Consider the following 25,996-nt stretch of genomic DNA (forward strand, 5'->3'; position numbering starts at 1 on the left):
ATCTCCGGCGCGAAGCCGGCGGCTCGGGGCCGGCGCCGGGGCGCGCTCGCGGCGCCGCGGAGGACCGCCAGGCGGGCCGCCGCACTGCGACGGGCCGCGGTGAGCACGACGAGGCGGGCCGCCGCCAGGTGCAGCAGCGCCCACAGGGCCTGTTCGCCGACGGCCAGGACCAGCCCGAGGGCGACGGCTGCGACCACGTGGGCGGCCAGCATCGTCGGTCCCTGGTCGGCGAGGTGGTGCAGCAGGTGGGTCAGCGGTGCCGTGGGCACGCCGGGCCGGTCGTGGCCGGACATCGCGGGCGTGGACGTGTAGGCGTCGAGGAGCGACCCGACCCGCCGGCCGTCGGCGTCGACCGGCAGGCTCGCGACCGGGGCGGGCAGGTGGCGTGGGGACGCCGTACCCTCCTCTCCGCGGTGGCCGGCGAGCGCCGAGAGCGCGGTGTGGGCCAGGCCCTGGCCGACGACGACCAGGACCACGATCCGGCGGGTGGACGCCGGGCCGAGCACGAACCGGCCGGCCAGGACGACCAGCGCGGCCGCCAGGACCAGCAGCGCGACGGGGTGGGGGAGCCGTCCGCCTGCCGACGCGTGCGAGACGGTGCCGGTGCCGAGCATCACGGCGCCGAGCACCGTGGCGCGCGCCCACACCAGGTACGGCGGCGCGATGGGTGCGGTCGCGGGACGGGGCGGGATCGCGGGTCTCCGGGGGCTCGGTTGCGGGCGCGCTCAGGATACGGGCACCGCTCGTCCGCCGCGTGAGAGGTCTCTCACCTGCTGCTCATCCGCACCTCACCGCCCGCCGGGAGGCTCCTGGTCGACAGCAGTTCCCAACGACGAGGAGACGACGATGAACAAGCTGATGACCTCCGGGACCCTCGGGCTGGCGAGCCTGGTCACCACCGGCCTGATCGCCTGGCAGGCGCCGCTGGCGGTGGCCGACCAGGGCTCCGACGACTCGGGTCGCGACGACCGGGGCCACCACCACGGCAAGGCGTTCAAGCGCGACGACGACAGCCAGGCCGTGGTCACCACCGTCGATGACGACGACGATGACGACACCGGGCTGGGCAACGGGACGAGCACCGGCACCAACACGGGCACCAACACGGGCGCCGACACGGGCACCAACACGGGCGCCGACACCCGCGGCGGCGACACCGACCACAGCCGCGACGCCAGCGTGCGCGACCTGACCAGCGACGGTCCGGGCAGCGGCAACGTGGACCACTCGCGGCACCACACCAACGACGGCACCCGTCACAACACCCGGGGCTGACGTCGTGCCGAACCCGTCCTCCTGGGGCTTCGCCGAGGGTGACGCGATCACCGCCGAGCTGACGGCCGTCCGTCGGCTCGGCGGCGGATCGGCCTACGAGGCCTACCTGGCCTTCGACGAGCTGACCTACCTCCCGGTGGTCGTGAAGCTGGTCCGCCCGGACCGGGTCCGCGACGAGCACGCCCTGCGCGGCCTGGCCCGCGAGGTCGAGGCGCTCGCGACCGTCAACCACCCGGTCGTCGTGCGCGGGCTGCGCGACGAGCCCGGCGGGCCGCGGCCGCACGTCGTGCTCGAGCAGGTCGACGGCCCGCGGCTCTCGACGCTGCTTCGTCGCCACGGCCCCCTGCAGGAGCAGCAGTACCTGCCGCTGGCGATCGAGGTCGCCAGCGCCCTGCACTACCTGCTCCATCTCGGCTGGGTGCACCTCGACGTCAAACCCAGCAACGTGATCATGGGCGCTCCGGCGCGGCTGATCGACCTCTCGGTCGCCCGGCCGGTCGCCGACGCCGCCGGGACGCGGCAGATCGGCACCGACGCGTACATGGCACCCGAGCAGGCCGACCCCGACCGGTACGGCGCGCCCGGCCCCGCCAGCGACGTGTGGGGGCTGTGCGCCACGCTCTTCGAGGCGGTCGCCGGCTACCGCGCCTTCGACGGCCCCGGCTTCCCCCAGCTCGACGAGGACCCCAACGAGATGCCCGACCGGACGCCCGCCGAGGTCGTCCAGGTGCTGCGCGCCGGCCTCGACCGCGACCCTGGAGGCCGTCCGCTGCCCCACGAGCTGGCCGAGGCGCTCGAGCCGGTGCTGGACCGGCTCCCCGCCGCCCGGCTGGGCGGTGCCCTGAAAGCCTCCTGAGCCGGGATGTGCCCCACGAGTGTTCCGGTCGGCGCAGCCGGTCCCGGTCGTCGGTGTGCTGGCAACCGTTCGGGCTCTGCGTTCGGTTGCCTGGTCACCGCCCTCGCCCGCCGCCCGCCGCCCGCCGAGCTCGCAAGCACGAGCCGCCGGTCTCAGCGGTTGAAGCGGTACCCCATGCCCCGGACGGTGGCGATGGTGTCCGCGCCGAGCTTCTTGCGCAGGTACCCGACGTAGACGTCGACGACGTTGGAGCCGGGGTCGAAGTCCATCCCCCAGACGTGGTCGAGGAGCTGTTCGCGGGAGAGCACCTGGCCGGCGTTGACCATGAAGATCTCGGCGAGCGAGAACTCCCGGGCCGACAGGTCGACCTGCCGCTCGTCGACGACCGCGCGGCGGGTCCGGACGTCGAGCCGCACCCGGCCGGACCGCAGCACGTCCTCCCGCGGGCCGGCGCCCGCGTCGGCGCTCCGCCGCAGCCGCAGCCGGACCCGGGCGAGCAGCTCGGCGAAGCGGAACGGCTTGGGCATGTAGTCGTCGGCGCCGCCCTCCAATGCGGAGACGGTGTCGCCCACCGAGTCGCGGGCGGTGAGCACGATGACCGGGACCGTGGAGCCCTGGGAGCGCAGCTGGTCGAGCACCTCGAAGCCGTCCATCCCGGGCAGGCCGATGTCGAGCACCACGAGGTCGACCTCGCCGCCGAGCGCGAGATCGAGGCCCTCGCGCCCGTTCGCCACCCGGGTCGTCACGTGGCCGTCGGCCCGCAGGCCCTTGGCCAGGAACGACGCGATCCGCTCCTCGTCCTCGACGATCAGGATCCGGGCCACGGGTCCTCCTTCGCTGGCGCCGGCAGGGTCATGACGAACCGAGCACCGCGGGGTGCGGCGTCCTGGACCTCGACCGTGCCGCCGTGCGAGCGCGCGATGGCGGACACGATCGACAGGCCGAGGCCGAAGCCCTCGTCACCAGGCACTACGGCGCCGCGGCCGAATCGTTCAAAGATCGACCCGCGTTGTTCGGGCGGTACGCCGGGTCCGGTGTCGCGGACCCACAGCCGCGCGCGGTCGCCGTCGTACGACGACCCGATCGCGACCGTGTCCCCGGGGCCGGTGTGCTTGACCGCGTTGTCGGCGAGCTGGAGCAGCGCCTGGGTGAGTCGCTGCTCGTCGGCGTGGATCTGCACCGACGCGTCGCCGTCGAGGACCCACGCCCGATCGCCGAGGCCGCGGGCCTTGGCGAGCGCGTCGGCGGTGAGGCCGGCCAGGTCGACCGAGCGGAGCCGGAGGAAGTCGGGCCGGTCGCTCTTCGCGAGCAGGATCAGGTCGCCGACAAGCCGCGCCATCCGGTCGACCTCCTCGAGCAGCAGCTCCTTGGTCTCGGAGACCTCGGCCGGGTCGCCGGTGTCGAGCAGCTCGAGGTGGCCCCGCAGCACCGTCAGCGGGGTGCGCAGCTCGTGGCCGGCGTCGTCGAGGAACTCCCGCTGCCCGACGAAAGCCGCCTCGAGCCGGTCGAGCATGCCGTTGACGGTGCGGGTGAGGGCGGTGATGTCGTCGTGCCCGGTGACGGGAAGTCGGCGGGAGAGGTCGGACTCGGAGATGTCGTCGGCCGTCTCGCGCAGGGTCCGAAGCGGCGCCAGCAGGCGTCCGGACAGCCAGGCCGCCGCGGCGGTCACCAGCAGCAGCGAGAGCAGCGCGACGATCGCATAGGTGCGCATCGTGTCGCGCAGCTCGGCGCGCGCCTCGGTCAGGTAGGTCACGACCACCAGGGCTCCTGCGTCGCGGGTGCTCCGCACCGGCTGGACGGTGATCAGCGCCTCGCCGTACCCGGGCACGTCGACGCGCGCGGAGCCGCCACCCGGGACCAGCGGGCGCGCGGTGTCGCGGAACAGCCGGGTCCTCGCGAAGTCGGTCGTGGGGGAGGCCCGCCGCGGGCCACCGTCGTACCAGCTGATGAGGATCTCGTTCTCGTCCGGGACGTTGCGCGCCAGGAACGTGTCGAGCATGGCGCCGACGCCGGCGAACGGGCGGCCGGTGTCGGGGTTCAGCCCCTGGTCCTGGAGCCGGTCCAGCTCGGCGAGCTCCTGGTCGATCTCGGTGACCTGCTGCTGCTCGATCCGCTGGGCCTCGACGGCGTACACGATTCCGCCGGCGCCGGTCAGCGCCAGGGCGCCGAGGAGCGCGACGGCGGCCGTGATGCGTGCGCGCACGGAGACGCCCGACCGGGGAGCCGGCCGGGCGCCGGGTCGGGAGCCCGCCCCCTCGATCGCCGGGTCAGTCGTCGTCGCTCCCGTGGCCACCGTCGTCGCCGCCGCTGTCGTCGCTGTGGCCATCGCCGCCCCCACCCGGCCCGGAGCGGTCGTCGGGGTGGTCGTCGCCGCCGTGGTCGTCCGCGTGGTCGTCGTCGCGACCGAGGTCGTCGCTGTCGTCGTCGAGGTCGTCCGGGTCGAGCTCGACCTTCTGGACGTCGTCGGAGGCCGAGGGCGAGGACGACGGGGTCTCCGCAGGGGACGCTGACCGCCCGGCGTCCTGGATCACGATCGGCGGCCGGGGCGCCGGGTCGTCGGCCGCGGACGCGACCAGCGAGCCTGCGACGTAGGCCGCCAGCGGCACGACGAGCGCGAGTGCGAGCAGCACCTTCCAGAGCGTCTTCATGGTGACCACCATCATCCCCGATGGTGGGGTGCAGGTGAGAGCCCGATGAGAGGACTCTCATGGACGCGGCTCAGCCCACCGGCGGCACTGGTCCCAGGATGGTGCCGGACGGACCGCCGTGCGCTCCGGTTCCCGAAGCCGCCGCCAGGAGGCCGGGCAACCGCGAGGCAACGTCGGGCTCACTAGAGTGAGGGGGCCCACACCCCGAGGAGGCAGCATGATCGTCCCGTTCAGCATTTCGGACTTCATCGACCGGGCCGTGCAGGTGTACGGCGAGCGGGTCGGTGTCGTCGACGAGCCGGACCAGCCGGCGTCGCCGCTGGGTGCGGGCGGCGACCTCACCTACGCCGAGTTGGGGGCGCTGGCCCGGCGGCAGGCCGCGAAGCTCGACGAGCTCGGGCTCGAGGTCGGCGACCGGGTGGCGATCGTCAGCCACAACAGCGCGCGTCTGCTCACGTCGTTCTTCGGCGTCAGCGGCTTCGGGCGGGTGCTGGTACCGGTGAACTTCCGGCTGCGTCCCGACGAGGTGCACTACATCGTCAAGCACTCCGGTGCGCGCGTGCTGCTGATCGACCCGGAGCTGGAGGAGACGCTCGAGGACGTTCCGGCGGAGTTCAAGTTCGTGCTCGGCCGCGACGAGGACATGTTCGCCGCGGCCCCGGCCGACGGCGGGGCCGAGCCGCGCGCCTGGGAGCCGGACGAGAACGCGACGGCCTGCATCAACTACACCTCTGGCACGACCGCGCGGCCGAAGGGCGTGCAGATCACCCACCGCAACATCTGGGTCAACGCGGTCACGTTCGCCATGCACGCCGCCGTCACCGACCGCGACGTGTACCTGCACACGCTGCCCATGTTCCACGCCAACGGCTGGGGGATGCCGTTCGCGATGACCGGCCTCGGCGTCCGCCAGGTCGTGATCCGCAAGATCGACGGTGCCGAGATCCTCCGCCGGGTGCGCGACCAGGGGGTCACCGTGATGTGCGCCGCGCCCGCAGTCGCCGCCGCGGTCCTCGAGGCCGCCCAGACCTGGGAGGGCGAGATCCCCGGGCGCGACCGGGTCCGGATCATCATGGCCGGGGCACCGCCGCCCACGCAGACGGTGATCCGCGTCCAGGAGGAGCTCGGCTGGGAGTTCATCCAGATCTACGGGCTCACCGAGACCTCCCCGCTGCTCACCATCAACCGGACCCGCGCGGAGTGGGACGACCTGTCCGCCGAGGACCGGGCGGCCCGCCTGACCCGGGCGGGCGCGCCCGCGCTCGGCGTACGCCTCGCGATCTCCGAGCACGAGGACAACGCCGGGGAGGTGCTGGCCCGCTCGAACGTCGTGCTCGACGGCTACTGGCAGCAGCCCGAGGAGACCGAGCGCGCACTCGCCGGCGACTGGTTCCACACCGGTGACGGCGGGAGCCTCGGCGACGACGGCTACCTCACGATCAGCGACCGCAAGAAGGACGTGATCATCACCGGTGGCGAGAACGTCTCCTCGATCGAGGTCGAGGACGTCCTGTTCTCCCACCCGGCCGTGGCCGAGGTCTGCGTGATCGGCGTGCCCAGCGACAAGTGGGGCGAGACGATCAAGGCGCTGGTCGTGCTCGGCGAGGGCGCCTCGGCGACCGAGCAGGAGCTGATCGCCTGGTGCAAGGAGAAGGCGGCCGGCTACAAGGCGCCGACGTCGGTGGAGTTCCGCGACGAGCTCGCGCGCACGGCCACCGGCAAGCTGCAGAAGTTCAAGCTGCGCGCGCCGTACTGGGAAGGCCGGGACCGGCAGGTCAACTAGCCACCGGGCGACGATCGCCACGAGCGGCCGGGCACTCCAGGTCGCTACGTCGACCGGCTCGTTCGCGCCGCCGGCACTCGCCGGCACTCGCCGGCCGACGGGGCCGCGGAGGGTGATGCAGCCCGGAAGTACCTGCACCTCCACCAGCGTCCCGTCGGCGATCAGCGCCTCACGTGCAGGGCTCAACCTATTGAGCCTCGCCGGGGTGGCGTAGGGACCTAGGTCCTCCCTACCGTCGCCGCGTCGAGCGGCGGGCGGACTGGTCGGGGAAAGCCGGTACCTATCGGCCGAAGTTTCGGCCGAACAGTGCAGGTTTCCCCGGGTACCCGGGGAAACCGTCGCGGGTGACCGGGTCAGGCGGAGGCCGGCGGGACGTCGAGGACGACCTCGAACTCGAGGAGGTCGGCGCCGGTGGAGACCGGGTCGCGGCGCTCACCGGCGTGGGCGGCACGGGCGTCGCCGTCGCGCCAGGCGACGAAGGACTCCTCGTCCGCCCACTGGGTGACGACGAAGTAGCGGTCCTCGCCGCGCACCGGACGGAGCAGCTGGAAGTCGAGGAAGCCGGGCGTCTCGTCGACCGTGTGGGCGCGGTGGGCGAACCGCCTCTCGAGCTCCTCGTGCGCCTGCGGCGGGACCGAGATGGCGTTGATCTTCACGACGGGCATGGGTCGAGGGTAGGCGGCCCCCCGGCACGGCCGGGCCACTAGCCTTCAGCCATGCCCGCCCTCGAGGACGTCGTCGACCTGCTGCACGGGTGGTACCCGCCCCACACCGCCGACTCCTGGGACGCGGTCGGGCTCGTGTACGGCGACCCCGAGGCGCCGGTGCGCAAGGTCCTGTTCGCGGTGGACCCGGTGCTGCCGGTCGCACAGGAGGCGGCCGCGTGGGGCGCCGACCTCCTGGTCACCCACCACCCGCTGTTCCTCAAGGCCGTGCACGGCTTCCCGGCAACCACCCCCAAGGGGCGCACGTTGGCCGCGCTGGCGGGCGCCGGCTGCGCCCTGCTCGCCGCTCACACCAACGCCGACCAGGCCGTCGGCGGGGTCTCCGAGGCGATGGCGCGGGCGCTGGGCCTGAACGCCCCCGAGCCGATCCTGCCGGCGCCTGCGGACCCGCTCGACAAGCTGACCGTCTTCGTGCCCGCCGGCCACGCGGACCGGCTCCGTGAGGCGCTCGCGCAGGCCGGCGTCGGGCGGATCGGCGACTACGACCACGCCTCGTTCTCGAGCCCGGGGGAGGGCCGGTTCCGCCCGCTCCAGGGCGCCCACCCGGCGATCGGCTCGGTCGGCGAGGTCGAGGTGGTCGACGAGGTCCGCGTCGAGGTCGTCGTCCCGCGCGGCCGCCGGGGCGAGGTGGTCCGCGCGATGCTCGCGGCCCACCCCTACGAGGAGCCGGCGTACGACGTCGTCGAGCTGGCCGCCCCCGGGCTGTCCCCGACCGGCACCGGTCGGATCGGCGCGGTGCCGGAGACGACCCTGGCGGAGTTCGCCGCCCACGTGGCCGGCGCCCTGCCGGCCACCGCCCAGGGGGTACGGGTCGCGGGCGACCCGGGCCGCCGGGTGCGCCGGGTGGCGCTGTGCGGCGGCGCGGGCGACTTCCTGCTCGACACCGTGGCGCGCACCGACGCCGACGTCTACGTCACCAGCGACCTGCGGCACCACCCCGCCAGCGGGTTCACGGAGCGCGGCGGGCCGGCGCTGGTCGACGTCGCGCACTGGGCCGCGGAGTGGACCTGGCTCCCGGTGGTGGAGGCGCGGCTGGTCGAGGCCCTGGGCGATACGGTGGAGACTCGCGTCAGCACGGTCCGGACCGACCCCTGGTCGTTCCGCGTCTGACCCGCACTCCATACACCGCATCCGATACACCGCATCCGATACACCGCATCCGAGGAGCCCACGCTGAAAGCCGACCCGTCCGCCCAACTGCAGCTCCTGGACGTGCAGGCGCTCGACGCGCGAGCCGACCTGCTGCGCCACCAGCGGGCGAGCCTGCCGGAGCTGGCCGAGCTCGCCGCGCTGCAGGCGAGCCGCACCGAGCTCGACAACCGCGCCCGCGACGCCCGGATCGCAGTCGACGACCTGACCGTCGAGCAGGAGAAGGTCGACGCGGACGTCGAGGCGGTCAAGACCCGGCGCCGCCGCGACCGCGACCGGATCGACCAGGGACTGGTCACCAGCCCCAAGGACCTGGAGCGGATGCAGCACGAGCTGGAGTCGCTCGAGCGCCGGATCGGCTCCCTCGAGGACGAGGAGCTGGAGGTGATGGCCCGGCTCGAGGACGCCCAGCGCGACCTCGACGGCCTGACCGCCCAGGTCGCCGAGGCCGACCAGCGACTGGGCGAGCTCGCCGCGGCTCGCGACGAGCGGCTGGCGGCGATCGACGCCGAGCTCGACACCGTGCTCGCCGAGCGCGCGCCGGCCGTCGACGGCGTGCCCGCCGACCTGCTGGCGCTCTACGACCGGCTGCGCGAGCAGAAGGGCGGGGTCGGCGCCGCCGAGCTGCGCCAGCGCCGCTGCACCGGCTGCCAGCTGGGCATCGACAACGCCGAGCTCGCGGTGATCAAGGCCGCTCCCGCCGACGAGGTGATCCGCTGCGAGGAGTGCCAGCGGATCCTGGTGCGGACCCCCGAGTCCGGCCTGTGACCGGACGCGTCGTCATCGAGGCGGATGGCGGGTCGCGCGGCAACCCCGGGCCGGCGGCGTACGGCGCCGTCCTCCGCGACGCCGAGACCGGCGAGGTGATCGCCGAGGACGGCACCGCGATCGGCATCGCCTCGAACAACGTCGCGGAGTACTCCGGCCTGATCGCCGGGCTGCGGCTGGCCGAGCGGTTCGCCCCGGACGCCGACATCGAGGTCCGGATGGACTCCAAGCTCGTGGTCGAGCAGATGTCCGGGCGCTGGAAGATCAAGCACCCCGACATGCGGCCGCTGGCGACCGAGGCCACCCGGCTCGCGCCGTTCGGGACGACGTACACCTGGGTGCCGCGGGAGCAGAACAAGCACGCCGACCGGCTCGTCAACGAGGCCCTCGACGGCACGCGCAGTGGCGTCACCGTGCCCGCCGAGGTGCCCGCCGAGGTGCCCGCCGAGGTGCCCGCCGAGGTTGTCGAGCCGGACTCGCTGATCGAGGAGCTCGAGTCGCCGGCCCCGGAGCGACCCGCGTCGATCCAGGGCCAGGTCCGCGGCTGGGGCGTCGGGGGCACGCCGACGACGGTGGTGCTGGTCCGCCACGGCGTGACCCCGCACACGACCGAGAAGCGCTTCTCCGGTGGCCTGGCCAGCGCCAACCCCGGCCTGAGCGAGGAGGGCCGGGCGCAGGTGCGCGCCGTCGCCGACTGGCTCGCGCCGCTCGCCGAGCGGGTGGACGCGGTGCTCGCCTCGCCGGTGCGCCGCACCCAGGAGTCCGCCGCGATCGTCGCGGAGCGCCTCGGCCGGGACGTCCAGGTCGAGCCCGGGTTCGCCGAGATGGAGTTCGGCGCCTGGGACGGGCTGACGTTCGCGGAGGTCGGCGAGCGCCACCGCGAGGACCTCGACGCGTGGCTGGGATCGCTCGACGTCGCGCCGGGCGGCGCCCAGGGCGGCGGGGAGTCGTTCCGGGTGGTGCAGGAGCGGGTGCTCGCCGGGCTGGCGCGGCTGCTGGACGCACACGCCGGCCGGACCGTCGTGGTGGTCAGCCACGTGACACCGATCAAGACCCTGGTCGCCCACGCGCTCGACGCGCCGCTCGGGGCGGTGTTCCGGATGGAGCTCACGCCCGCGTCCGTGACGGTGATCTCCTACTTCGACGACCGCCCGTCGCTGCGGATGTACAACGCGCTGCCGCCCGGCAACGACGCCTTCACCGCCGCCGCCACCACCTGGTGACGAGCCGCCCCGTCGAGCGGACTTCTCGGGCAATACCTGCACTGTTGGGCCGAAACTTCGGCCGAACAGTGCAGGTTTCCCCGGGTACCCGGGGAAACCGACCGTCCCCCGAGCCGGTCACAACTCGCTGACCACCACGTCGAGGCGACTCCCGTCCTCCTCGACCACCCAGCCGAGGTCGCGCAACGCCTCGGCCAGCCGCGCCGGGGTCCGCGGATCCGCGCCCGCCTCCAGCAGCGCTCGGACGATCCGGCCCTTGGTCGCCTTGTTGAAGTGGCTGACGACCTGGCGGCGGCCGTTCGTCTCGTGCAGCACCCGCACGGTGGCGGTGCGCACCCCGGCCGGCCGCCAGAACGCGACGTACGTGCCGCTGCGCAGGTCGACGAGCAGCCCGCTGCCGACCGCCTCGATCACGACCGGGCCGAGCTGCTCGCGCCACACGCCGGCGACGGCGCCGAGGCCGGGGAGGGTGGTGTCGCCGGAGAGCCGGTACGCCGGGATCCGGTCCGCGGTCCGCACCAGCCCGAACAGGCTCGAGGTCACCGCGACCCTGCCGGCCGCGCGCCGCTTGGCCGCCGCGGAGAGGGTGGCGACGTCGAGGGCGTCGTACAGGACGCCCGTGTAGACCTGGTCGGCGCGCGCGGTCGGCGCGGTGCGCAGCCGGGCGTTGACGCCGACCAGGTCGAGCTGGGTGGCGCCGAGCCCGAGAGCCCTGGCCGCGACCGTCGGATCGCCGGCACACAGCTCCTCGAGGGCGCCCAGGACCCGCTCGCGGGCCGCGGTGAGGGCGGGGAACGCGAGGTCGTCGAGGTCCAGGGATCTGCCGCGACGCGCGGCGGTCTTGCCCTCGCTGGGCGGCAGCAGGATCAGCACGGTGGTTATGGTGCCGGTATGCCCAGCAGCCGCGTCGTCCGGGTCCGCTCCGTTCGCGATGAGGTGGCGGCGGCCGAGTTGCGCGACGGCATCGCCCGTATCCAGGCCGACCTCGGGGTCACCCCGGCGTTCCCGGCCGAGGTGGAGCAGGCGGCTGCCGCGGCCGCCCGCGCCCCCCGGCTGCCGGACCTGGACCGCACCGACCTGCCGTTCCTCACCATCGACCCGCCGGGGGCGATGGACCTCGACCAGGCGCTGCACCTCGAGCGCGACGGCGACGGGTACGTCGTGCACTACGCGATCGCCGACGTGGCCGCGTTCGTGGCGCCCGGGGACCCCGTCGACGCCGAGGCGCACCGGCGCGGCGAGACCCTCTACGGCGCGGACTCGAAGATCCCGCTGCACCCGACGGTCCTCAGCGAGGACGCCGCCTCCCTGCTGCCCGACCAGGTCCGACCCGCCCTGCTGTGGACGATCCGGGTCGACGCCGAGGGCGGCCGCGCCGACGTACACGTCGAACGGGCCCGGGTGCGCTCCACCGCCCGGCTCTCGTACGAGGAGGCGCAGCGGGCGATCGACGACGGCACCGGCGCGGAGTCGCTCGCGCTGCTGCGCGAGGTCGGCGAGCTCCGGATGGCCCGCGAGGCGGCGCGCGGCGGGGTCTCGCTGCCGCTGCCCGAGCAGGACGTCGACGTCGAGGGCGACCACTGGCGGCTGGAGTTCCGCGAGCAGCTCCCCGTGGAGCAGTGGAACGCCCAGATCTCGCTGCTCACCGGCTTCGCGGCCGCCGCGCTGATGGTCTACGCCCGGGTCGGGCTGCTGCGCACCCTGCCGCCGCCCGACCCGCGCGACGTCCAGCGGCTGCACCGCACCGCCCGGGCGCTGGGCATCGACTGGCCGGCCGAACAGCTGTATCCGGACTTCATCCGCTCCCTGGACCCCTCCCGCCCCAGCCACGCCGCGATGGTCAACGCCTCCGCGCGGCTGCTGCGCGGGAGCGGGTATGTCGCGTTCGACGGTGAGATGCCTGCGGACCCGCAGCACGCGGCGCTGGCCTCGGAGTACGCCCACGTGACCGCGCCGCTGCGGCGCCTCGGCGACCGGTACGCCGGGGAGGTCTGCCTCGCGCTGTGCGCCGGCACCGAGGTGCCCGCCTGGGTGCTGGACGCCCTGCCCGACCTGCCGAAGACCCTCCAGTCGTCCGGCAGCCGGGCCCACGCCTACGAGCGGCAGATCGTCGACCTCGTCGAGGCCGGTGTGCTCCGCGGCCGGGTCGGCGAGGTGTTCGACGGGGTGGTCGTCGACGTCGACGAGAAGGACCTGCACCGGGGCGTCGTGGTCGTCCAGGAGCCCGCCGTGGAGGCCCGCCTGGTCGGCTCCGCGCCGCTGCCGCTCGGCACCGACATCCAGGCCCGGCTGACCACGGCCGACCTCACGACCCGGACCGTCGAGCTCACCGTGGAGTGACGGGTCGGAACCGACAGGCCCGGCGGGTCGTCCGACCAGCCATGGGACCTCGCCTCGCCGCTGTCGTCCTCGCAGTCGTGCTGTCGCTGGCGGCGTGCACGTCCGGGTCCGACACGGACCCGGCGGCCGGGCCCACCGCGTCGAGGTCCGCGACCGGGTCCCCGTCCGCTACGACCCGGCCGGCGGCGCCGATGGCCGACCCGCCGCCCGGCATGCGGTGGCAGGGCACGAACGGCGTGGTGGTCGCGGTGCCCGAGGACTGGGAGACGTCGACGGACCCGTGCTGGGGTGGTTCGGGGCCCATCGTGCGGTTCCTCAGCAGGGCGGCGCTGGCGATGGGCTGCCTGCTGCGCGCCGACCGACCGGACGCGGCGCTCCTCGTCGCGTCGAACCAGGCGGTCGGGCGCTTCCTGGCCGGCGACCTGTCGTCGCGCACCGGGGTCGGTGGAGTCGAGGTGCTCTCCTCGCGTCTGCGGTGCCGGCCGAGGCCGATCGGCCCGTGCTTCCTCACGTTCGCCGTCCCCAGCCGCGACGCCACGTTCCAGGTGACCTACCGCGGACCGCACCCCAGGCGGTACGTCCAGGGACTTCGAGCCTCGGTCACCCGCGTCCCGTCCGGCTACACCATGGTGCCGATCGTCCGGTACGGCCGCTCGGACGCGACCGCGGTGCGCCTGCTCGAGGCGGCCGGGCTGACCGCCGAGGTGCCCGATGTCGACTTCCCGCACTACGTCACCGGCACCGTCCCGCCCGCTGGGACGCCGGTCCCTGCCGGTGCCGTTGTGCGGCTGACGGTGGGCGACGGCTGAGTCACGAGCTGGCTCAGCCGACTCAACGGGGCCGGTCGCGTGCGGCGCCACCTGACCCGCCGCGCGGCCTCGGATGGGGGCAGAAGGCCCCGGGTCCCCGGGCCATGGGGCTCTGTCTGGTTCCTCACCCCCCGGGCGACCGTGGTGGGGACAAGGACGGGAGGTGTCCACGATGTTCCTCGACCGGATCGATGGTGGCCGGCGGCTTGCTGCCCTGCTCTCGCACTTCACGGGCACCAACGTCGTCGTGGTCGGCCTGCCGCGGGGCGGGGTGCCGGTGGCCGCCGAGATCGCCTACCAGCTGCGCGCGCCGCTGGACGTGATCGTCGTCCGCAAGCCCGGACTGCCGGGGGAGCCGGGGCTCGACGACCACGAGCGAGCAGCCCTGCGCGAGCGGGCCACCCAGCTCCGGCGCGGCCGGGCCGGCCTGGACCTCTCCGGACGCGTGGCGCTCATCGTCGACGACGGCATCGCCACCGGCGCCACCGCGGCGGCTGCCTGCCGGGTGGCGCGCGAGGTCGGCGCGTCGTACGTCGTGGTCGCGGCGCCGGTCGTCGCGCCCGGCATCGACGCGCGCGCCCTGGACGCCGACGAGATCGTGTACGTCGAGATGCCCGCGCGGTTCACCACCGTGGGCGCCCACTACCAGGACTTCCGGCCCACCACCGACGAGCAGGTCGTCCGGCTCCTCGACGACGGCCGCGGGTCGGGCATCGACCCGAGCGGCCGCACGGTCCGGATCCCCGCCGGCGGCGCGGTCCTCGCCGGCACCCTCCGGATCCCCGACCACCCGCGCGGCGTGGTCCTGTTCGCGCATGGCAGCGGGTCCAGCCGGCACAGCCCGCGCAACGTGCGCGTGGCGCGCCGGTTGACCAACGCCGGCTTCGCGACCCTGCTGCTGGACCTGCTGAGCCCGGCCGAGGAGTCGTCGTGCGACCGGATCTTCGACGTGGACGGGCTCGCGCGCCGGCTGACGACCGCCACCCGTTGGCTGGCCGGCGTCCCGGAGCTCGAGGGCCTGCCGGTCGGCTACTTCGGGGCGAGCACGGGCGCAGGCGCCGCGTTGCGCTCGGCGGCCGACCTGGACGGCCAGATCAGTGCGGTCGTCTCCCGCGGCGGACGCCCCGACCTGGCCGGCGACGCGCTGGCCCGGGTCACCGCCCCGACCCTGCTGGTCGTCGGCGGCGCGGACCCGACGGTGCTCAAGCTCAACCGCTGGGCGGCGGCCCGGATGTCCTGCCCGAGCAAGGTCACCATCATCCCCGGCGCCACCCACCTGTTCTCCGAGCGGAACTCGCTGGAGCGGGTCGCCGAGCTCGCGACCGAGTGGTTCAGCCACCACCTCACCGCCCAGGCAGCCGGACCGGTCAGGCTCGGCGTCTCCTGCTGAGCCGGCGCCGGAGCCGCGGCCGCGCCGCGCGCTCGAGCCGCCTGTAGGCGCAGGCGCAGGCCACGCCCACCACGAGGGAGGCGCCGATCGCGAGCGCGGGCCGTCCGGCCGCCTCGAGCCCCGGGTAGACCTGCCAGTGCGTCAGGTAGATCCACAGCGACGCGCCCGCGACGACGCGCAGCGGCGCGGCCAGGACGGTCGGGACCGGCACCGGTCGCGCCCAGAGCAGCAGGAGTACGCCGGCGCCGACGATCGCGGTGCGGCTCGGCTCGCCCGGGAAGAAGCCCACCAGCCCGAGCAGGCCGGCAGCGGCGACCACCAGCCGCGGCGTCCGGGTCCGCGCCTCGGCGGCCGCCCAGCCGAGCAGGACCAGCCAGAGGCTGCCGGCCACGGTGTACTTCTCGGTGCCCTCGGCGCTCACCCCGACGACGGCGTACCGCAGCCCCAGCGCGGCGACGAGGGCGATCAGTGCCACGCCGTACGGCGATCGGCGCTGCCAGCGGTCGATGCCGGGGACGGCGAGTGCTGCGATGACCGCGAGCGTGCCCCAGACCAGCACCTCCAGGAACCAGAACTGCCAGTCGTCGCTCCACCGGGTCGCGCCGACCACGCCGTTGAGGTAGAGGGCGGTGGCCGGGCGGTACTCCCCGGTCACGAGGGCGACGCCGCCGATCCACAGCGAGGCGGGGACGGCGACCCCGGCCAGGCCGGCGAGCAGCCGCCGGGTCCGGGCCCGTCGGCCGTCGACGCCCAGGCCGAACCGGGCCAGGTGGTAGCCGACCAGGGCGAGCAGCACGTGGGCGCCGCCCAGCAGGTGCACGACGTCGACGTGGGTGACGACGATCAGGGTGATCGCGACGGCCCGCAGCACGACCCCGAGCTCGAGCGGGGTCGTGAACCGGCGGGCGGGCCGGGACGCGTGCGCCAGCGACTCGATCGAGCGGTGCGGCCAGTCCGCTGGCAGGTGCCCGATCCGGGTCGCCAGCCGGGTCGACAGCTCGACGAAGGACAGCGAGTCGCCGCCGAGGCTCACGAAGGTGTCCTGCGCCGTGGCGTCCGGCCGGCCGAGGAGGACGGCGTACACGTCGCGCAGGCCCGCGACGTCGCCGTACGCCGGTGCCGGCAGCGGGTCGGGCCGGACGACCTCGAGCTCGGCCCGGGCCTGGCGGAGCAGCGCGGCGTAGTCGCACTTGCCCGACGCGGTCGCGGGGACGGTCTCGACCAGGTGCGCGGTCACGCTGCCGGCCGGGATGCCGGCGATCCGCGCGGCGTTGCCGGGCAGGGCGCGGCGGTCGCGCGGCCGGGTGGTGAACAGGTGCAGGCCCTCGGCGACCGTCACCGCGCGGGCCGGCGTCCCCGCCGCGGCCAGCCGGCGCTCGATCCGGTCGAGGTCGAGCCGCAGGCCGAACACCTTCGCGGTGCGGTTGAGCCGCCCGACGACCTCCCACAGCCCGTCCGGTGCGCGCCGGGCCAGGTCGCCGGTCCGCAGCGCGGCCACCTCGGCGCCGCGCGCCAGGTCCTCGGGCCCGTGGGCGTAGCCCATCATCACGTTCGGGCCGCTGTAGACGAGCTCGCCGACGTCCGCAGGCAGACCGTCGCGGCCGGGGCCGTCGTCGGTGAGCGGGTCGACCCGCAGCGTCCCGCCGGGTACGGCGATCCCGATCGCCTCGGGCCGGGTCAGGGCCAGCGTCGGCGGCAGGTAGGCCATCCGGGCGGTCGCCTCGGTCTGGCCGTACATCACGACCAGGTCCCAGCCGCGCCGCTGTCCGAGCTCGGCGTACCGCACCACGGTCTCGGGGGCGAGCCGCCCGCCGGCCTGGGTGACATAGCGCAGGTGCGGGAGGTCGCGGTCGGCGAAGCCGGTCGCGTCGAGCAGGTCGAACGTGTACGGGACGCCCGCGAACGTGGTCGCCCGGTGCGTGCGGGCCAGGTCCCAGAAGCACTCGTCGGCGACGGACAGGTCGGTGAGCACGACCGCGGCCCCGGCGACCAGGTGGCTGTTGAGCACCGAGAGTCCGTAGCAGTAGTGCAGGGGGAGCGAAGTGAGCGCCCGGTCCGCGCGGCGGATGCCGAGGTACTCGGCGATGCTGCGCGCGTTGGCGACGACGTTGCCGCGGGAGAGCCGGACCAGCTTCGGCGAGCCGGTGGACCCCGACGTCGACAGCAACAGCGCCAGGTCGGGGTACAGCGCCGGCGCCGGTGCCGCGGCGTCCAGCACCCGGTCGCCGCCGGAGGTCGCGACCACCGGCGGCCGGTAGCTCCGGACGATGTCGTCGTGGGCGCCGGGGGTGACGACCAGGACCGGCCGGCGCAGGGCCAGCGCGGCCAGGTAGGTGACGACGCTGGGCAGGTCGTTGGCCATCTCGAGCAGCAGCAGCCGGCCCGGGTCGTCCAGCTCGAGCGCGCGTCGCTCGACCAGCGCGGCCAGCTCGGCGTACGAGAGCGTGCGGTCGGCGGCGACGATCGCGGGGTCGTCGGGGCGGCCACCGAGGAGGGTCAGGTCCAGGTCGCGCGCCGGTACGGCGACCTGGGCGAACTGGTCGGTGGTCACGAGCCGGTCCCAGGGGCGAAGCAGCGCACCTCGCCGGTGACGACGAGACGGATGTGGTCGCCCGGGCCGGGCAGCGTGTCCGCGGGGGTGCGCGCGATGACCAGGTCGGGGTGGCCGGCGATCCGGGTCCGGACTGTGGCGTCATGGCCGAAGAAGCTGACGTCCACGACCTCGGCGTCGACGCCCTCGCCGCTCTCGACCGGGCGCACCTGCACCTGCTCGGGCCGCAGCGCCAGCGTCACCCGACCCGGCGCCGGGTGGCCGGTGACCCGCACCGACCCGAGCGCGCAGGTCGCGCGGAACGGCTCGCCGGCCGCGACCTCGCCCGGCAGGAGCGCGGCGTGCCCGAGGAAGGAGGCGACGGTCTCGTCGGCCGGGGAGAGGTAGATGGTGCGCGGCGCGGCGGCCTGCAGGAACCTCCCGTGGGACATGATCGCGACCTGGTCGGCCAGGGACAGCGCCTCGCCCTGGTCGTGGGTGACCAGCAGCGCCGCGGACCCGGTCGCGCGCAGCGCGTCCACGACTGCCCGTCCGGTCTCCTCGCGCAGCCCGGCGTCCAGGGACGAGAACGGCTCGTCGAGCAGGACCAGCGAGGGCCGCGCCGCGAGCGCCCGGGCCAGCGCGACCCGCTGCTGCTGCCCGCCGGAGAGGTGGTGGGGGTACCGGGTGGCCAGCGCGGCGGGCAGGTCGACGAGCTCGAGCATCTCCGCGACCCGCTCGTGCGGGCGCCGGCGCAGCGCCCGGGGCAGGCCGAAGGCGATGTTGTGCGCGACGTCGAGGTGCGGGAACAGCGCCCCCTCCTGGGGGACGTAGCCGATGTTGCGGCCCCGCGGCGCCACGGATCGGCTCGGCGAGGACACTTCCACGCCCGCCAGCCGGATGGTGCCGGCGCGCGGCCGCAGGAATCCCGCGATCGAGCGCAGCAGCGTCGACTTGCCGCAGCCGGACACCCCGAGCACGGCGGTGATGCCGTCCTCGACCACGAGGTCGACGGCGTGCAGGACGGTCTGGTCCCCGTAGCCGACGGTGAGGCCGCCGACCTCCAGCGCCGCGGTCATCGCGCACCCACCGTGACGCGGCTGAGGAGCCAGGTCGCCGGGACCGAGAGCACCACGAGCGCCAGGGCGTACGGCGCGGCCGCGCCGTACGCGACCGAGGACGCCTTGGACCAGAACTCCGTGGAGAGCGTGTCGGTGCCGGTCGGGGCGAGCAGCAGGGTCGCGGTCAGCTCGGTCGAGACGGCCAGGGAGACGAGCGCGAAGCCGGCGGCCAGGCCGGGCGCGATGAGCGGTGCGGTGACCCGGACGCCGACGCCCGCGCGACCGCAGCCGAGTGAGCGCGCGACGTCGTCGAGGACCGGCGGGGCCAGCTCCATGGTCGGCCGGAGGCTGACGACCGCGCGCGGCAGGAACAGGATGACGTAGCCGATCACCAGCAGCGGCACGGTCTGGTAGAGCCCGGGGACGGCGCGGATCGACACGGTGACCAGGGCGAGCGCCACGACGATGCCGGGCATCGCGCTCGCGGTGTAGGTGGCCCGCTCCAGCGTCGTGGTCAGCCCGCCGCGGTGGCGCACCGAGAGCCACGCGACCGGGGTCGCCGCGGCCGTCGCGACCAGGCCGGCCAGCACGGCGAGGCCGACGGAGGTCGCGATCGCCGAGGTCAGGTCGGGCAGGTCCCACCGGGTCGACGAGCCGTGCAGCAGCCACCGGGCCAGGTTGAGCAGCGGCACGCCGAGCGCGAGTACGACGAGCGCGGCCAGGCCACCCGCCGCGGGGAGCCGCCAGGGGCCGAGGCGGTGCGGCTCGGCGGTGCGGGCGGCGCCGGACCCGACCCGCGCCCGCCGGCCGCGGCCGCGCAGCAGCAGCTCGACGGCCAGCAGCGCCAGGCAGAACACGACGAGGACCAGCGCGAGCAGGCTGGCGGCCGGGCCGTTGAAGGAGGTGCCGTACTGCTGCAGGATCGCCGTGGTCAGGGTCGGGTAGTTGAGCAGCTGCAGGGCGCCGTACTCCGCGAGCAGGTGCAGGCCGACCAGGAGCGCGCCGCCGAGCACTGCCGGGCTGATCGTCGGCAGCACCACGCGCCGGAACGTCGCGAACGGGCGCTGCCCCAGGGCGGCGCTGACCTCCTCCAGGCTCGGGTCGAGGCGCCGCAGCGCGGCGACGGTGGGCAGGTAGACGAACGGGAAGTACGAGAGGCTGACCACGAGCACGGCGCCGCCGTAGCTCTGCACCGCGTGCGTCATCGAGACCCAGCCGTAGCCGTTGACGAACGCGGGTACGGCGAGCGGCGCGCACATCAGGCCGTGCCACCAGCCGCGGCCGGGGACGTCGGTCCGCTCGATCAGCCAGGCGCCGCCGACGCCGAGCACGACGCTGAGCGCCACCCCGCCGACCAGCAGCCGGGAGGTGTTCCACAGCAGCTCGCCGATCCGGGGCCGAAACAGGTAGTCGCGGGCCTCGGCCAGGCCGACGTCGGCGACCGACCAGACGACGTACCCGAGCGGGATCAGGCTGGCGACGGTGACCAGCACGCCCAGCGCCAGGAGGAGCGGCGGGGCGGGCTCGGGTCGCTGCGGGTGCGTGCGGGCTGCCGGCTCCGTCCCGGGCAGCGGCAGCTGCACCAGGTCGCTCAGAGGAACCCGACCTCGGTCATCAGGTCCACGACGGCCTTGCCGTCGAGGTCCGAGACGTTGACCTGGGGCGGATCGAGCTCGGCGAACGGCTTGACCGGCGGGTCGAGCTGCACCGCGGGGTTGAGCGGGTACTCCAGCGCGTAGCTGTCGGCGAGCACCTGCTGGCCGGCGGTGCTGGTCAGGTAGGAGACGAACTTCTCCGCCTCCGCCCGGTGGTCGCTGGAGGCGAGGATGCCGGCGCCGGAGACGCTCACGAACGCGCCGGGGTCCTGGTGGCCGAGGAAGTACAGGGCGCTGTGGTCGGAGACGTCGCCGGACTCCGCCTGGTCGCGGTACCAGTAGTAGTGGTAGATGATCCCGACCTCGGACTCACCGGAGTTGACCGACTCGAGCACGACGTTGTTGCCGTCGTACACCGTCCCGTTGGCCTTGATGCCCTCGAGCCACGCGCGGGTCTTCTCCTCGCCCTCCAGGTCGAGGACCGCGGCGACGATCGCCTGGAAGTCCGCGCCGGTGGGGGAGAAGGAGATCCGGCCGTTCCACTCGGGGTCGGCGAGGTCGAGGATCGAGTCCGGCAGCTCGTCCTCGGAGACCTGGTCGGTGTTGTAGACGAGCGCGGTCGCGCGGGCCACGAACCCGGTCCACAGCCCGCTGCGGGGCCGGTACATCGCCGGGATCGGGGCGACGGCCTCCTGCGGGAGCTCGGTGAACAGCCCGGCGTTCTCCACCTGCGCCATGGCGGGGGAGTTCTCGGTCAGGAACACGTCGGCCGGTGACGCGTCGCCCTCGGCGACCAGCTGGGCCGACATCTCCAGGTCCTTGCCGTTGCGCAGCTCGACGTCGATGCCGGTCTCGTCGGTGAAGGCCTTGGCGACGTCGACCATCAGCTCCTCGTGCTGGGCGTTGTAGATGACCAGGGCGTCGCTGTCGTCGCCGCAGCCGGTGGCGAGCAGCGTGGTCGCGAGGGACAGGGCGAGGAGGGCCGGTACGCGCTTCATGGGTCCTTCAGATTGATTAGGGTTGGCTAACCATACTCAATGACGGTACGGCGAGCCCAACCGAGGGCCCTTCCGGGGGGGCCGCGGCGATCCGCCGCCGCCGATCGGGGCGACGAGGTCTACATTCGGCGATCGTGAGTGCCCAAGCCCCGTCTGCCGTCATCCTGATCCGCGCCGAGCGCTTCGTCCCCAACCCGGCCACGGCCGCCGACAACGCCTTCCAGCGCGACGTCCCGGCCGGCCAGTCCGAGGACGCGACGTCGGGCAAGGCGCTGGCCGAGATGGACGCGCTGGCGCAGGCGCTCCGCGACGCCGGCGTACGCGTGCACGTCTTCCGGGACGAGGACCACACCCGCCCGGACAGCGTGTTCCCGAACAACTGGCTGTCCACCCACGCGGGGGGCTACGTCGCTGTCTACCCGATGTACGCCTCGAACCGGCGCCACGAGCGCCGCGCCGACGTGCTGGAGATGCTCAAGTCGGACTACCGCACTCAGACGATCGTCGACTACTCCGGACTCGAGCCGGACGGCATCTTCCTCGAGGGCACCGGCGCGATGGTGCTCGACCACGTGTCGCGGGTGGCCTACATGGCGGTGAGCCACCGCGCCGACACGCACGTCCTGGAGCGGTTCTGCAGCGACTTCAACTACGAGCCGATGGCCTTCGAGGCGGTCGACTCCAGCGGCGTGCCCGTCTATCACACCAACGTCCTCGCCTGCGTCGGCACCGACGTCGCGCTGATCGCGCTGGGGATGATCCCCGACGAGCAGCGCCGCGATCAGGTCCGCGAGCGGCTGAGCGTCAACGGCCGCAAGGTCATCGAGCTGACCGAGCAGCAGATCCGCGACTTCGCCGGCAACGCCGTCGAGCTGTGCGGTCGCACGCCGGAGGGCAGGCGCCGCTACATCATGGCCATGTCCGGCCGCGCCCGCCGCAGCCTCCGCCCCGACCAGGTCGCGGCGATCGAGGAGTCCTGCGAGATCATCTCGGTCGACATCCCCACCATCGAGCTCGCCGGCGGCTCGGTGCGCTGCATGATCGCCGGCGTCCACCTCGACCGCCGCCCCCGCCCCGCCGACCCCGAGCTCACCGAGGCCGTCGAGGCGATCAACGAGGAGCACCCCACCACCCCCGACGGGCAGGACGTCGCCGTGGCGGACGTCGAGGGCTGAGGCCGGAGATCTCCTCACGCCCTGCCTCGAGGCGGGCCTGGCGATGTCTGCGTTCGAGATGGGCAACAACCCCGAGCTTCGACCTCCTCATCGTGACGAGGACATCCTCAGGCTGGTCGAGAACATCTACGCGGTGCTGCTGACACGCGGGATGCTCGGCACGTACGTGTATGTGTGCGACACCGCGCTTCGCGAACGGCTTCGGCCGTACTTCCGCGCTGTGACGGGCTGAGGCGGCCGCATTGGACCATGCGACCTCGACCTGCTGCGCTTCCTCCGCCCGCTATCCGTGGCGTCGAACCCGACACCGTTCGCGATCGCCCCTGCGCGGGTACGAGGGACTCCGACCTCGCGTGTGCATGGACCGGGACTCTGGCCTGATCTAGAGCCGCTTCCTCGTGCACGACCCGGTCCGAACCGAAGGAGGCTCTGTGTCCCAGGTGAACCGCCGCCGGATAGGCGAGATCCAGCGTTCCATCTTCGAGGTGCTGATGGACCGGCCCGACGGCATGCACGTGCAGGAGCTGCTGCCGCGGGCGGAGGAACTGTGCCCGGCGACTCCGTTCGAGAACGAGCACTATCCGAGCCAACCCGGCGTACGCCGCTATCCCAAGATCCAGCGGTTCGCGACCATCACCTCGGTCAAGGCGGGGTGGCTTGTGAAGGCGAAAGGCACCTGGTCGCTGACCGAGGCCGGCCGGGAGGCGTTCTCGACCTACACCGACCCGGATGAGTTCGAGCGGCATGCGGTGCAGGGTTATCAGGCGTGGAAGGCCGAGCAGCCGGTCTCCGAGTTCGACGCCGGTGAGGAGGCCGAGGACGCCGAGGCTGCGCGATTGGAGACGTCGAGTGAGGAGCGCGACCAGCGAGCCTGGCTGGTCCGCGGCGCCAATGTCAGCGGCACCAACGTCCTGGGGCGGTGGTTCACGGAGGGCTTCTGCTCGATCCAGTGGGCCGAGCTGCCGGAGATCGCCCCGCACACCCCCAAGGCCGAGCTCGCGAAGCTGGTCAAGGAGTACCTGCCGAACGCCACCGCCGTCAGCCAGGGCCTGTCCGTCGGCATCCTCAACCGGTTCCTCAACGAGATGGAGGTCGGCGACCTGGTCGTCACGGTCGACGGGTCCCGGGTGTACGTCGGGCAGGTGACCGGCGAGCCGACGTACTCCGGCGAGAAGCTGGTCACCCGGCAGCGCCCCGTCTCCTGGAAGAACGTGGACCAGCCGTTCCTCCGGTCCGACCTTCCCCCGGACGCCGCGGACGGGCTGCGCGGGCAGCTCACCCTCACGGACCTGACCGCGCACCTGGCCGACTTCGCCGCGCTGGCGGGCATCGAGACCGACCTGCCGGGCATCGTGCTGCCCGACGCCGTCGTACCGCTGCCCGACCAGGCCCTGGCCGAGAAGATCCTGCTCCCGCTGGACTGGCTCGTCGAGACCGTGGAGCTGCTCAACGACAAGCGCCAGATCGTCCTCTACGGGCCGCCGGGCACCGGGAAGACCTACCTCGCGCAGGAGCTCTGCAAGGCGCTCGTCGAGCCGGCCGGCGGTGAGTACGAGGTGGTGCAGTTCCATCCGTCGTACGCGTACGAGGACTTCTTTGAGGGGCTGCGCCCTCGGCTGAACCAGGACGGCTCGGGCGGTGTGGCGTTCGACCTGGTGCCCGGCCCGCTGCGGCGGATGGCGGCCCGGGCGGCCGAGAACCCGGCGTCTCCGTACGTGCTGATCATCGACGAGATCAACCGGGCGAACCTCGCGAAGGTGTTCGGCGAGCTCTACTTCCTGCTGGAGTACCGCGGCACCCAGGTGGCTCTGCAGTACTCCGACGAGACCTTCTCGCTGCCGCGCAACCTGTTCGTCATCGGCACCATGAACACCGCCGATCGCTCGATCGCGCTCGTGGATGCGGCGATGCGGCGGCGGTTCTACTTCCAGGGGCTGTTCCCGACCGCTCCACCGGTGGAGGGGCTGCTGGGGCGGTGGCTGAAGCGTCACGCCCTCCCCGCGGAGCCGGCGAGGCTGCTGGCCGAGCTGAACACCACGATCGGCGACCCGGACTTCGCCGTCGGGCCGTCGTACCTGATGTCGAAGAAGGTCGCGGACCCCCACGGCCTGGAACGGATCTGGCGGACCGCGATCCTGCCGCTGCTCGCCGAGCACTACTTCGGCGAGGGGCGCGACATCGACGCGGAGTTCGGGCTCGCCGCGCTCCGGAGTCGGCTCGAGCCACCCTCCGACGCGGCCGCGCAGCCGTGACCACGGTCGAGCTCGCGGCCTGGGAGGCAGCGGACGTGCCCGGCCTTACGGTCGAGCAGGCCCGAGCCCTCTCGGCGACCCGCGCGGTCACGGTCGCACCCAGCCTGGCGGGCGGCACCTGGTCGGTGACCGCCGGGCCGTGGGTCGGCGTGCTGCGAGCCGCCGACGTCGAGCTGCGGATCCGGCCCCGGATCACGATCGCCCGCCTGATGTACCTGCTCGGCTACGCCCAGGATCCCGGCGCCTGGCGCGACGACCCGGTCGCCCTCGACGACCAGCCGGGCCTGTGGCCCGCGATGGCCGAGGTGTTCCTGCGGCGTGCCGAGCGCGCACTCGAGCGCGGCCTCCTGCAGGGCTATCGGACCGAGGAGTCGTCCCAGATGGTGATGCGTGGCCGGCTCCGCGAGTCCGAGCAGCTGCGCTCGCGGGCCGGGCTGGCGATTCCCCTCGAGGTGCGCTTCGACGAGTACGACGTGGACATCGCCGAGAACCAGCTCCTCCGGGCCGCGACCGTCCGCCTGTTGCGGGTGTCGGGGGTGGGCCGGGCGTCGGTACGCCGGCTTCGGCACCTGCTCGGTCGGATGGCGGACGTCCGGGCGCTGGTGCCCGGCCAGCCGCTGCCGATCACACCACCGACCCGGCTCAACGCGCACTACCAGCCGGCGCTCACCCTCGCCCGGATGATCCTGCGCAGCCGGTCGGTCGACGTACTCGACGCGGGCGTGCGCGCCAGCGGCTTCCTGGTCAACATGAACACGGTCTTCGAGGAGTTCGTCACCACCGCGCTGACGGCTGCGCTGGCCCCCTGGGGTGGACGCTGCGTCACCCAGGACACGCGGTACCGGCTCGACCGGGCCGGTCTGATCCCGCTGCGTCCGGATCTGGTGCGGTACGGCGCGAACGGGAAGCCGCAGGCGGTGATCGACGCGAAGTACAAGGCGGAGAAGCCGACCGGCTACCCGAACGCCGACGTCTACCAGCTGCTGGCGTACTGCACCGCGACTCGACTCAAGGCCGGCCATCTCGTCTACGCGGAGGGTGACACGAATGACGTGTTCATCCCGCATGCGGGGGTGGTGATCCACCGGCACGCGCTGGACCTCGGCGCACCCGTCGCCGCCCTGCAGGCACAGGTCGCGGACCTCGCAGTCGCCATCGTGGCGCCGGTGGCCACATCCGCTGCCGTGTGAGGAGGTCTGCGTCGACCGGCCCTATACGGCCGTTGAGGTGCGACACCGCCTGCGCCCTGAGGGTCGGCGTCGGGTTGCGGTGGCGGGAACGAGATGACGTGGTCACCGTCGGCGGTGGTACAGGGGACGGTGCCTACGGCCGGCGCCCGGCTCACGGTCGGCGGTGGTTGACCTTCAGTGGTCACCGCCGAAAGACCGAGTACGACGATCCGGCAACAGCGGTCGCTCG

General features: G+C 73.8%; 23 protein-coding genes. 13 read left to right on the forward strand and 10 right to left on the reverse strand.

What is annotated here, in order from left to right; translation table 11 throughout:
- The coding region (locus QMC84_RS02420) for a hypothetical protein (RefSeq protein WP_300371421.1) at positions 1 to 647 on the reverse strand (647 nt) is incomplete at its 3' end.
- A gap of 199 nt (positions 648 to 846) precedes the next feature.
- On the opposite strand from QMC84_RS02420, the gene QMC84_RS02425 reads away from it, so the two are divergent.
- Complete coding sequence (locus QMC84_RS02425; protein WP_300371423.1) at positions 847 to 1,275, forward strand: hypothetical protein; 429 nt, start codon at positions 847 to 849, stop codon at positions 1,273 to 1,275.
- A gap of 4 nt (positions 1,276 to 1,279) precedes the next feature.
- On the forward strand, positions 1,280 to 2,131 hold the full coding sequence (locus tag QMC84_RS02430) for a serine/threonine-protein kinase (protein ID WP_300371424.1): 852 nt from the start codon (positions 1,280 to 1,282) through the stop codon (positions 2,129 to 2,131).
- A 152-nt stretch (positions 2,132 to 2,283) separates the two neighbouring features.
- On the opposite strand, the gene QMC84_RS02435 is transcribed toward QMC84_RS02430, so the two are convergent.
- The 3 genes from QMC84_RS02435 to QMC84_RS02445 form a co-directional block, all read right to left on the reverse strand.
- The gene (locus QMC84_RS02435) at positions 2,284 to 2,955 is read right to left on the reverse strand and encodes a response regulator transcription factor (RefSeq protein ID WP_300371425.1); all 672 of its coding nucleotides are present in this window, start codon (positions 2,953 to 2,955) and stop codon (positions 2,284 to 2,286) included.
- A complete protein-coding gene (locus QMC84_RS02440; protein WP_300371426.1) occupies positions 2,940 to 4,334 on the reverse strand; it encodes a HAMP domain-containing sensor histidine kinase in 1,395 nt (464 codons plus the stop codon). The genes QMC84_RS02435 and QMC84_RS02440 overlap by 16 nt, the downstream gene beginning before the upstream one ends.
- A 64-nt stretch (positions 4,335 to 4,398) precedes the next feature.
- Positions 4,399 to 4,779 carry a hypothetical protein gene (locus QMC84_RS02445; RefSeq protein ID WP_300371427.1) on the reverse strand — a complete coding sequence of 127 codons (381 nt, stop codon included), beginning with the start codon at positions 4,777 to 4,779 and terminating at the stop codon, positions 4,399 to 4,401.
- 217 nt (positions 4,780 to 4,996) lie between these two features.
- Here QMC84_RS02445 and QMC84_RS02450 point away from each other — a divergent pair, with 217 nt between their 5' ends.
- Positions 4,997 to 6,562, forward strand: coding sequence for an AMP-binding protein (locus tag QMC84_RS02450; RefSeq protein WP_300371430.1), 1,566 nt, complete (start codon positions 4,997 to 4,999; stop codon positions 6,560 to 6,562).
- 353 nt (positions 6,563 to 6,915) lie between these two features.
- On the opposite strand, the gene QMC84_RS02455 is transcribed toward QMC84_RS02450, so the two are convergent.
- Positions 6,916 to 7,227, reverse strand: a complete 312-nt coding sequence (locus QMC84_RS02455) for an antibiotic biosynthesis monooxygenase (protein ID WP_300371432.1) — start codon at positions 7,225 to 7,227, stop codon at positions 6,916 to 6,918.
- A 51-nt stretch (positions 7,228 to 7,278) separates the two neighbouring features.
- Between QMC84_RS02455 and QMC84_RS02460 the strand changes: the two genes are divergently transcribed.
- The 3 genes from QMC84_RS02460 to QMC84_RS02470 all read left to right on the forward strand — a co-directional run bounded on the left by QMC84_RS02460 (position 7,279) and on the right by QMC84_RS02470 (position 10,427).
- Positions 7,279 to 8,397 carry a Nif3-like dinuclear metal center hexameric protein gene (locus tag QMC84_RS02460; protein WP_300371434.1) on the forward strand — a complete coding sequence of 373 codons (1,119 nt, stop codon included), beginning with the start codon at positions 7,279 to 7,281 and terminating at the stop codon, positions 8,395 to 8,397.
- Positions 8,398 to 8,499: 102 nt separating this feature from the next.
- Positions 8,500 to 9,204 (forward strand): C4-type zinc ribbon domain-containing protein, encoded by a 705-nt coding sequence (locus tag QMC84_RS02465; protein ID WP_300371436.1) that lies wholly within the window; start codon positions 8,500 to 8,502, stop codon positions 9,202 to 9,204.
- Positions 9,201 to 10,427, forward strand: a complete 1,227-nt coding sequence (locus QMC84_RS02470) for a bifunctional RNase H/acid phosphatase (RefSeq protein ID WP_300371438.1) — start codon at positions 9,201 to 9,203, stop codon at positions 10,425 to 10,427. The genes QMC84_RS02465 and QMC84_RS02470 overlap by 4 nt, the downstream gene beginning before the upstream one ends.
- A 117-nt stretch (positions 10,428 to 10,544) precedes the next feature.
- Here the strand turns inward: QMC84_RS02470 and yaaA are convergent, their stop codons facing one another.
- Positions 10,545 to 11,300 (reverse strand): peroxide stress protein YaaA, encoded by a 756-nt coding sequence (gene yaaA, locus QMC84_RS02475; RefSeq protein ID WP_300371440.1) that lies wholly within the window; start codon positions 11,298 to 11,300, stop codon positions 10,545 to 10,547.
- Between the two features lie 18 nt (positions 11,301 to 11,318).
- On the opposite strand from yaaA, the gene QMC84_RS02480 reads away from it, so the two are divergent.
- The 3 genes from QMC84_RS02480 to QMC84_RS02490 all read left to right on the forward strand — a co-directional run bounded on the left by QMC84_RS02480 (position 11,319) and on the right by QMC84_RS02490 (position 14,966).
- Positions 11,319 to 12,767: an RNB domain-containing ribonuclease gene (locus tag QMC84_RS02480; protein WP_300371442.1), complete on the forward strand. Its 1,449-nt coding sequence runs from the start codon at positions 11,319 to 11,321 to the stop codon at positions 12,765 to 12,767.
- A gap of 191 nt (positions 12,768 to 12,958) precedes the next feature.
- The gene (locus tag QMC84_RS02485; RefSeq protein ID WP_300371444.1) at positions 12,959 to 13,576 is read left to right on the forward strand and encodes a PASTA domain-containing protein; all 618 of its coding nucleotides are present in this window, start codon (positions 12,959 to 12,961) and stop codon (positions 13,574 to 13,576) included.
- A 172-nt stretch (positions 13,577 to 13,748) separates the two neighbouring features.
- Positions 13,749 to 14,966 (forward strand): phosphoribosyltransferase family protein, encoded by a 1,218-nt coding sequence (locus tag QMC84_RS02490; protein WP_300372292.1) that lies wholly within the window; start codon positions 13,749 to 13,751, stop codon positions 14,964 to 14,966.
- On the opposite strand, the gene QMC84_RS02495 is transcribed toward QMC84_RS02490, so the two are convergent.
- Genes QMC84_RS02495 through QMC84_RS02510 form a run of 4 tightly spaced genes read right to left on the reverse strand, consistent with a single transcriptional unit; the run spans position 14,944 to position 21,150 of the window.
- Positions 14,944 to 17,517, reverse strand: a complete 2,574-nt coding sequence (locus tag QMC84_RS02495; protein ID WP_300371446.1) for an AMP-binding protein — start codon at positions 17,515 to 17,517, stop codon at positions 14,944 to 14,946. The genes QMC84_RS02490 and QMC84_RS02495 overlap by 23 nt on opposite strands.
- The gene (locus QMC84_RS02500; protein WP_300371448.1) at positions 17,514 to 18,575 is read right to left on the reverse strand and encodes an ABC transporter ATP-binding protein; all 1,062 of its coding nucleotides are present in this window, start codon (positions 18,573 to 18,575) and stop codon (positions 17,514 to 17,516) included. Before QMC84_RS02500 ends, QMC84_RS02495 begins: the two co-directional genes overlap by 4 nt.
- A complete protein-coding gene (locus QMC84_RS02505) occupies positions 18,572 to 20,140 on the reverse strand; it encodes an iron ABC transporter permease (RefSeq protein WP_300371450.1) in 1,569 nt (522 codons plus the stop codon). The genes QMC84_RS02500 and QMC84_RS02505 overlap by 4 nt, the downstream gene beginning before the upstream one ends.
- Positions 20,141 to 20,148: 8 nt before the next feature.
- Positions 20,149 to 21,150 carry an iron ABC transporter substrate-binding protein gene (locus QMC84_RS02510; RefSeq protein WP_300371452.1) on the reverse strand — a complete coding sequence of 334 codons (1,002 nt, stop codon included), beginning with the start codon at positions 21,148 to 21,150 and terminating at the stop codon, positions 20,149 to 20,151.
- 134 nt (positions 21,151 to 21,284) lie between these two features.
- Between QMC84_RS02510 and ctlX the strand changes: the two genes are divergently transcribed.
- From ctlX to QMC84_RS02530, 4 genes are all read left to right on the forward strand, one after another.
- Positions 21,285 to 22,325, forward strand: coding sequence for a citrulline utilization hydrolase CtlX (gene ctlX, locus QMC84_RS02515; protein WP_300371454.1), 1,041 nt, complete (start codon positions 21,285 to 21,287; stop codon positions 22,323 to 22,325).
- A gap of 43 nt (positions 22,326 to 22,368) precedes the next feature.
- Positions 22,369 to 22,557 (forward strand): DNA/RNA helicase domain-containing protein, encoded by a 189-nt coding sequence (locus tag QMC84_RS02520; protein WP_300371456.1) that lies wholly within the window; start codon positions 22,369 to 22,371, stop codon positions 22,555 to 22,557.
- A 199-nt stretch (positions 22,558 to 22,756) separates the two neighbouring features.
- Positions 22,757 to 24,577 carry an AAA family ATPase gene (locus QMC84_RS02525; RefSeq protein WP_300371458.1) on the forward strand — a complete coding sequence of 607 codons (1,821 nt, stop codon included), beginning with the start codon at positions 22,757 to 22,759 and terminating at the stop codon, positions 24,575 to 24,577.
- A complete protein-coding gene (locus tag QMC84_RS02530; protein WP_300371460.1) occupies positions 24,574 to 25,767 on the forward strand; it encodes a hypothetical protein in 1,194 nt (397 codons plus the stop codon). Before QMC84_RS02525 ends, QMC84_RS02530 begins: the two co-directional genes overlap by 4 nt.
- Positions 25,768 to 25,996 lie beyond the last annotated feature (229 nt).

Source organism: Nocardioides sp. (genome assembly GCF_030019515.1).
Lineage (GTDB): Bacteria > Actinomycetota > Actinomycetes > Propionibacteriales > Nocardioidaceae > Nocardioides.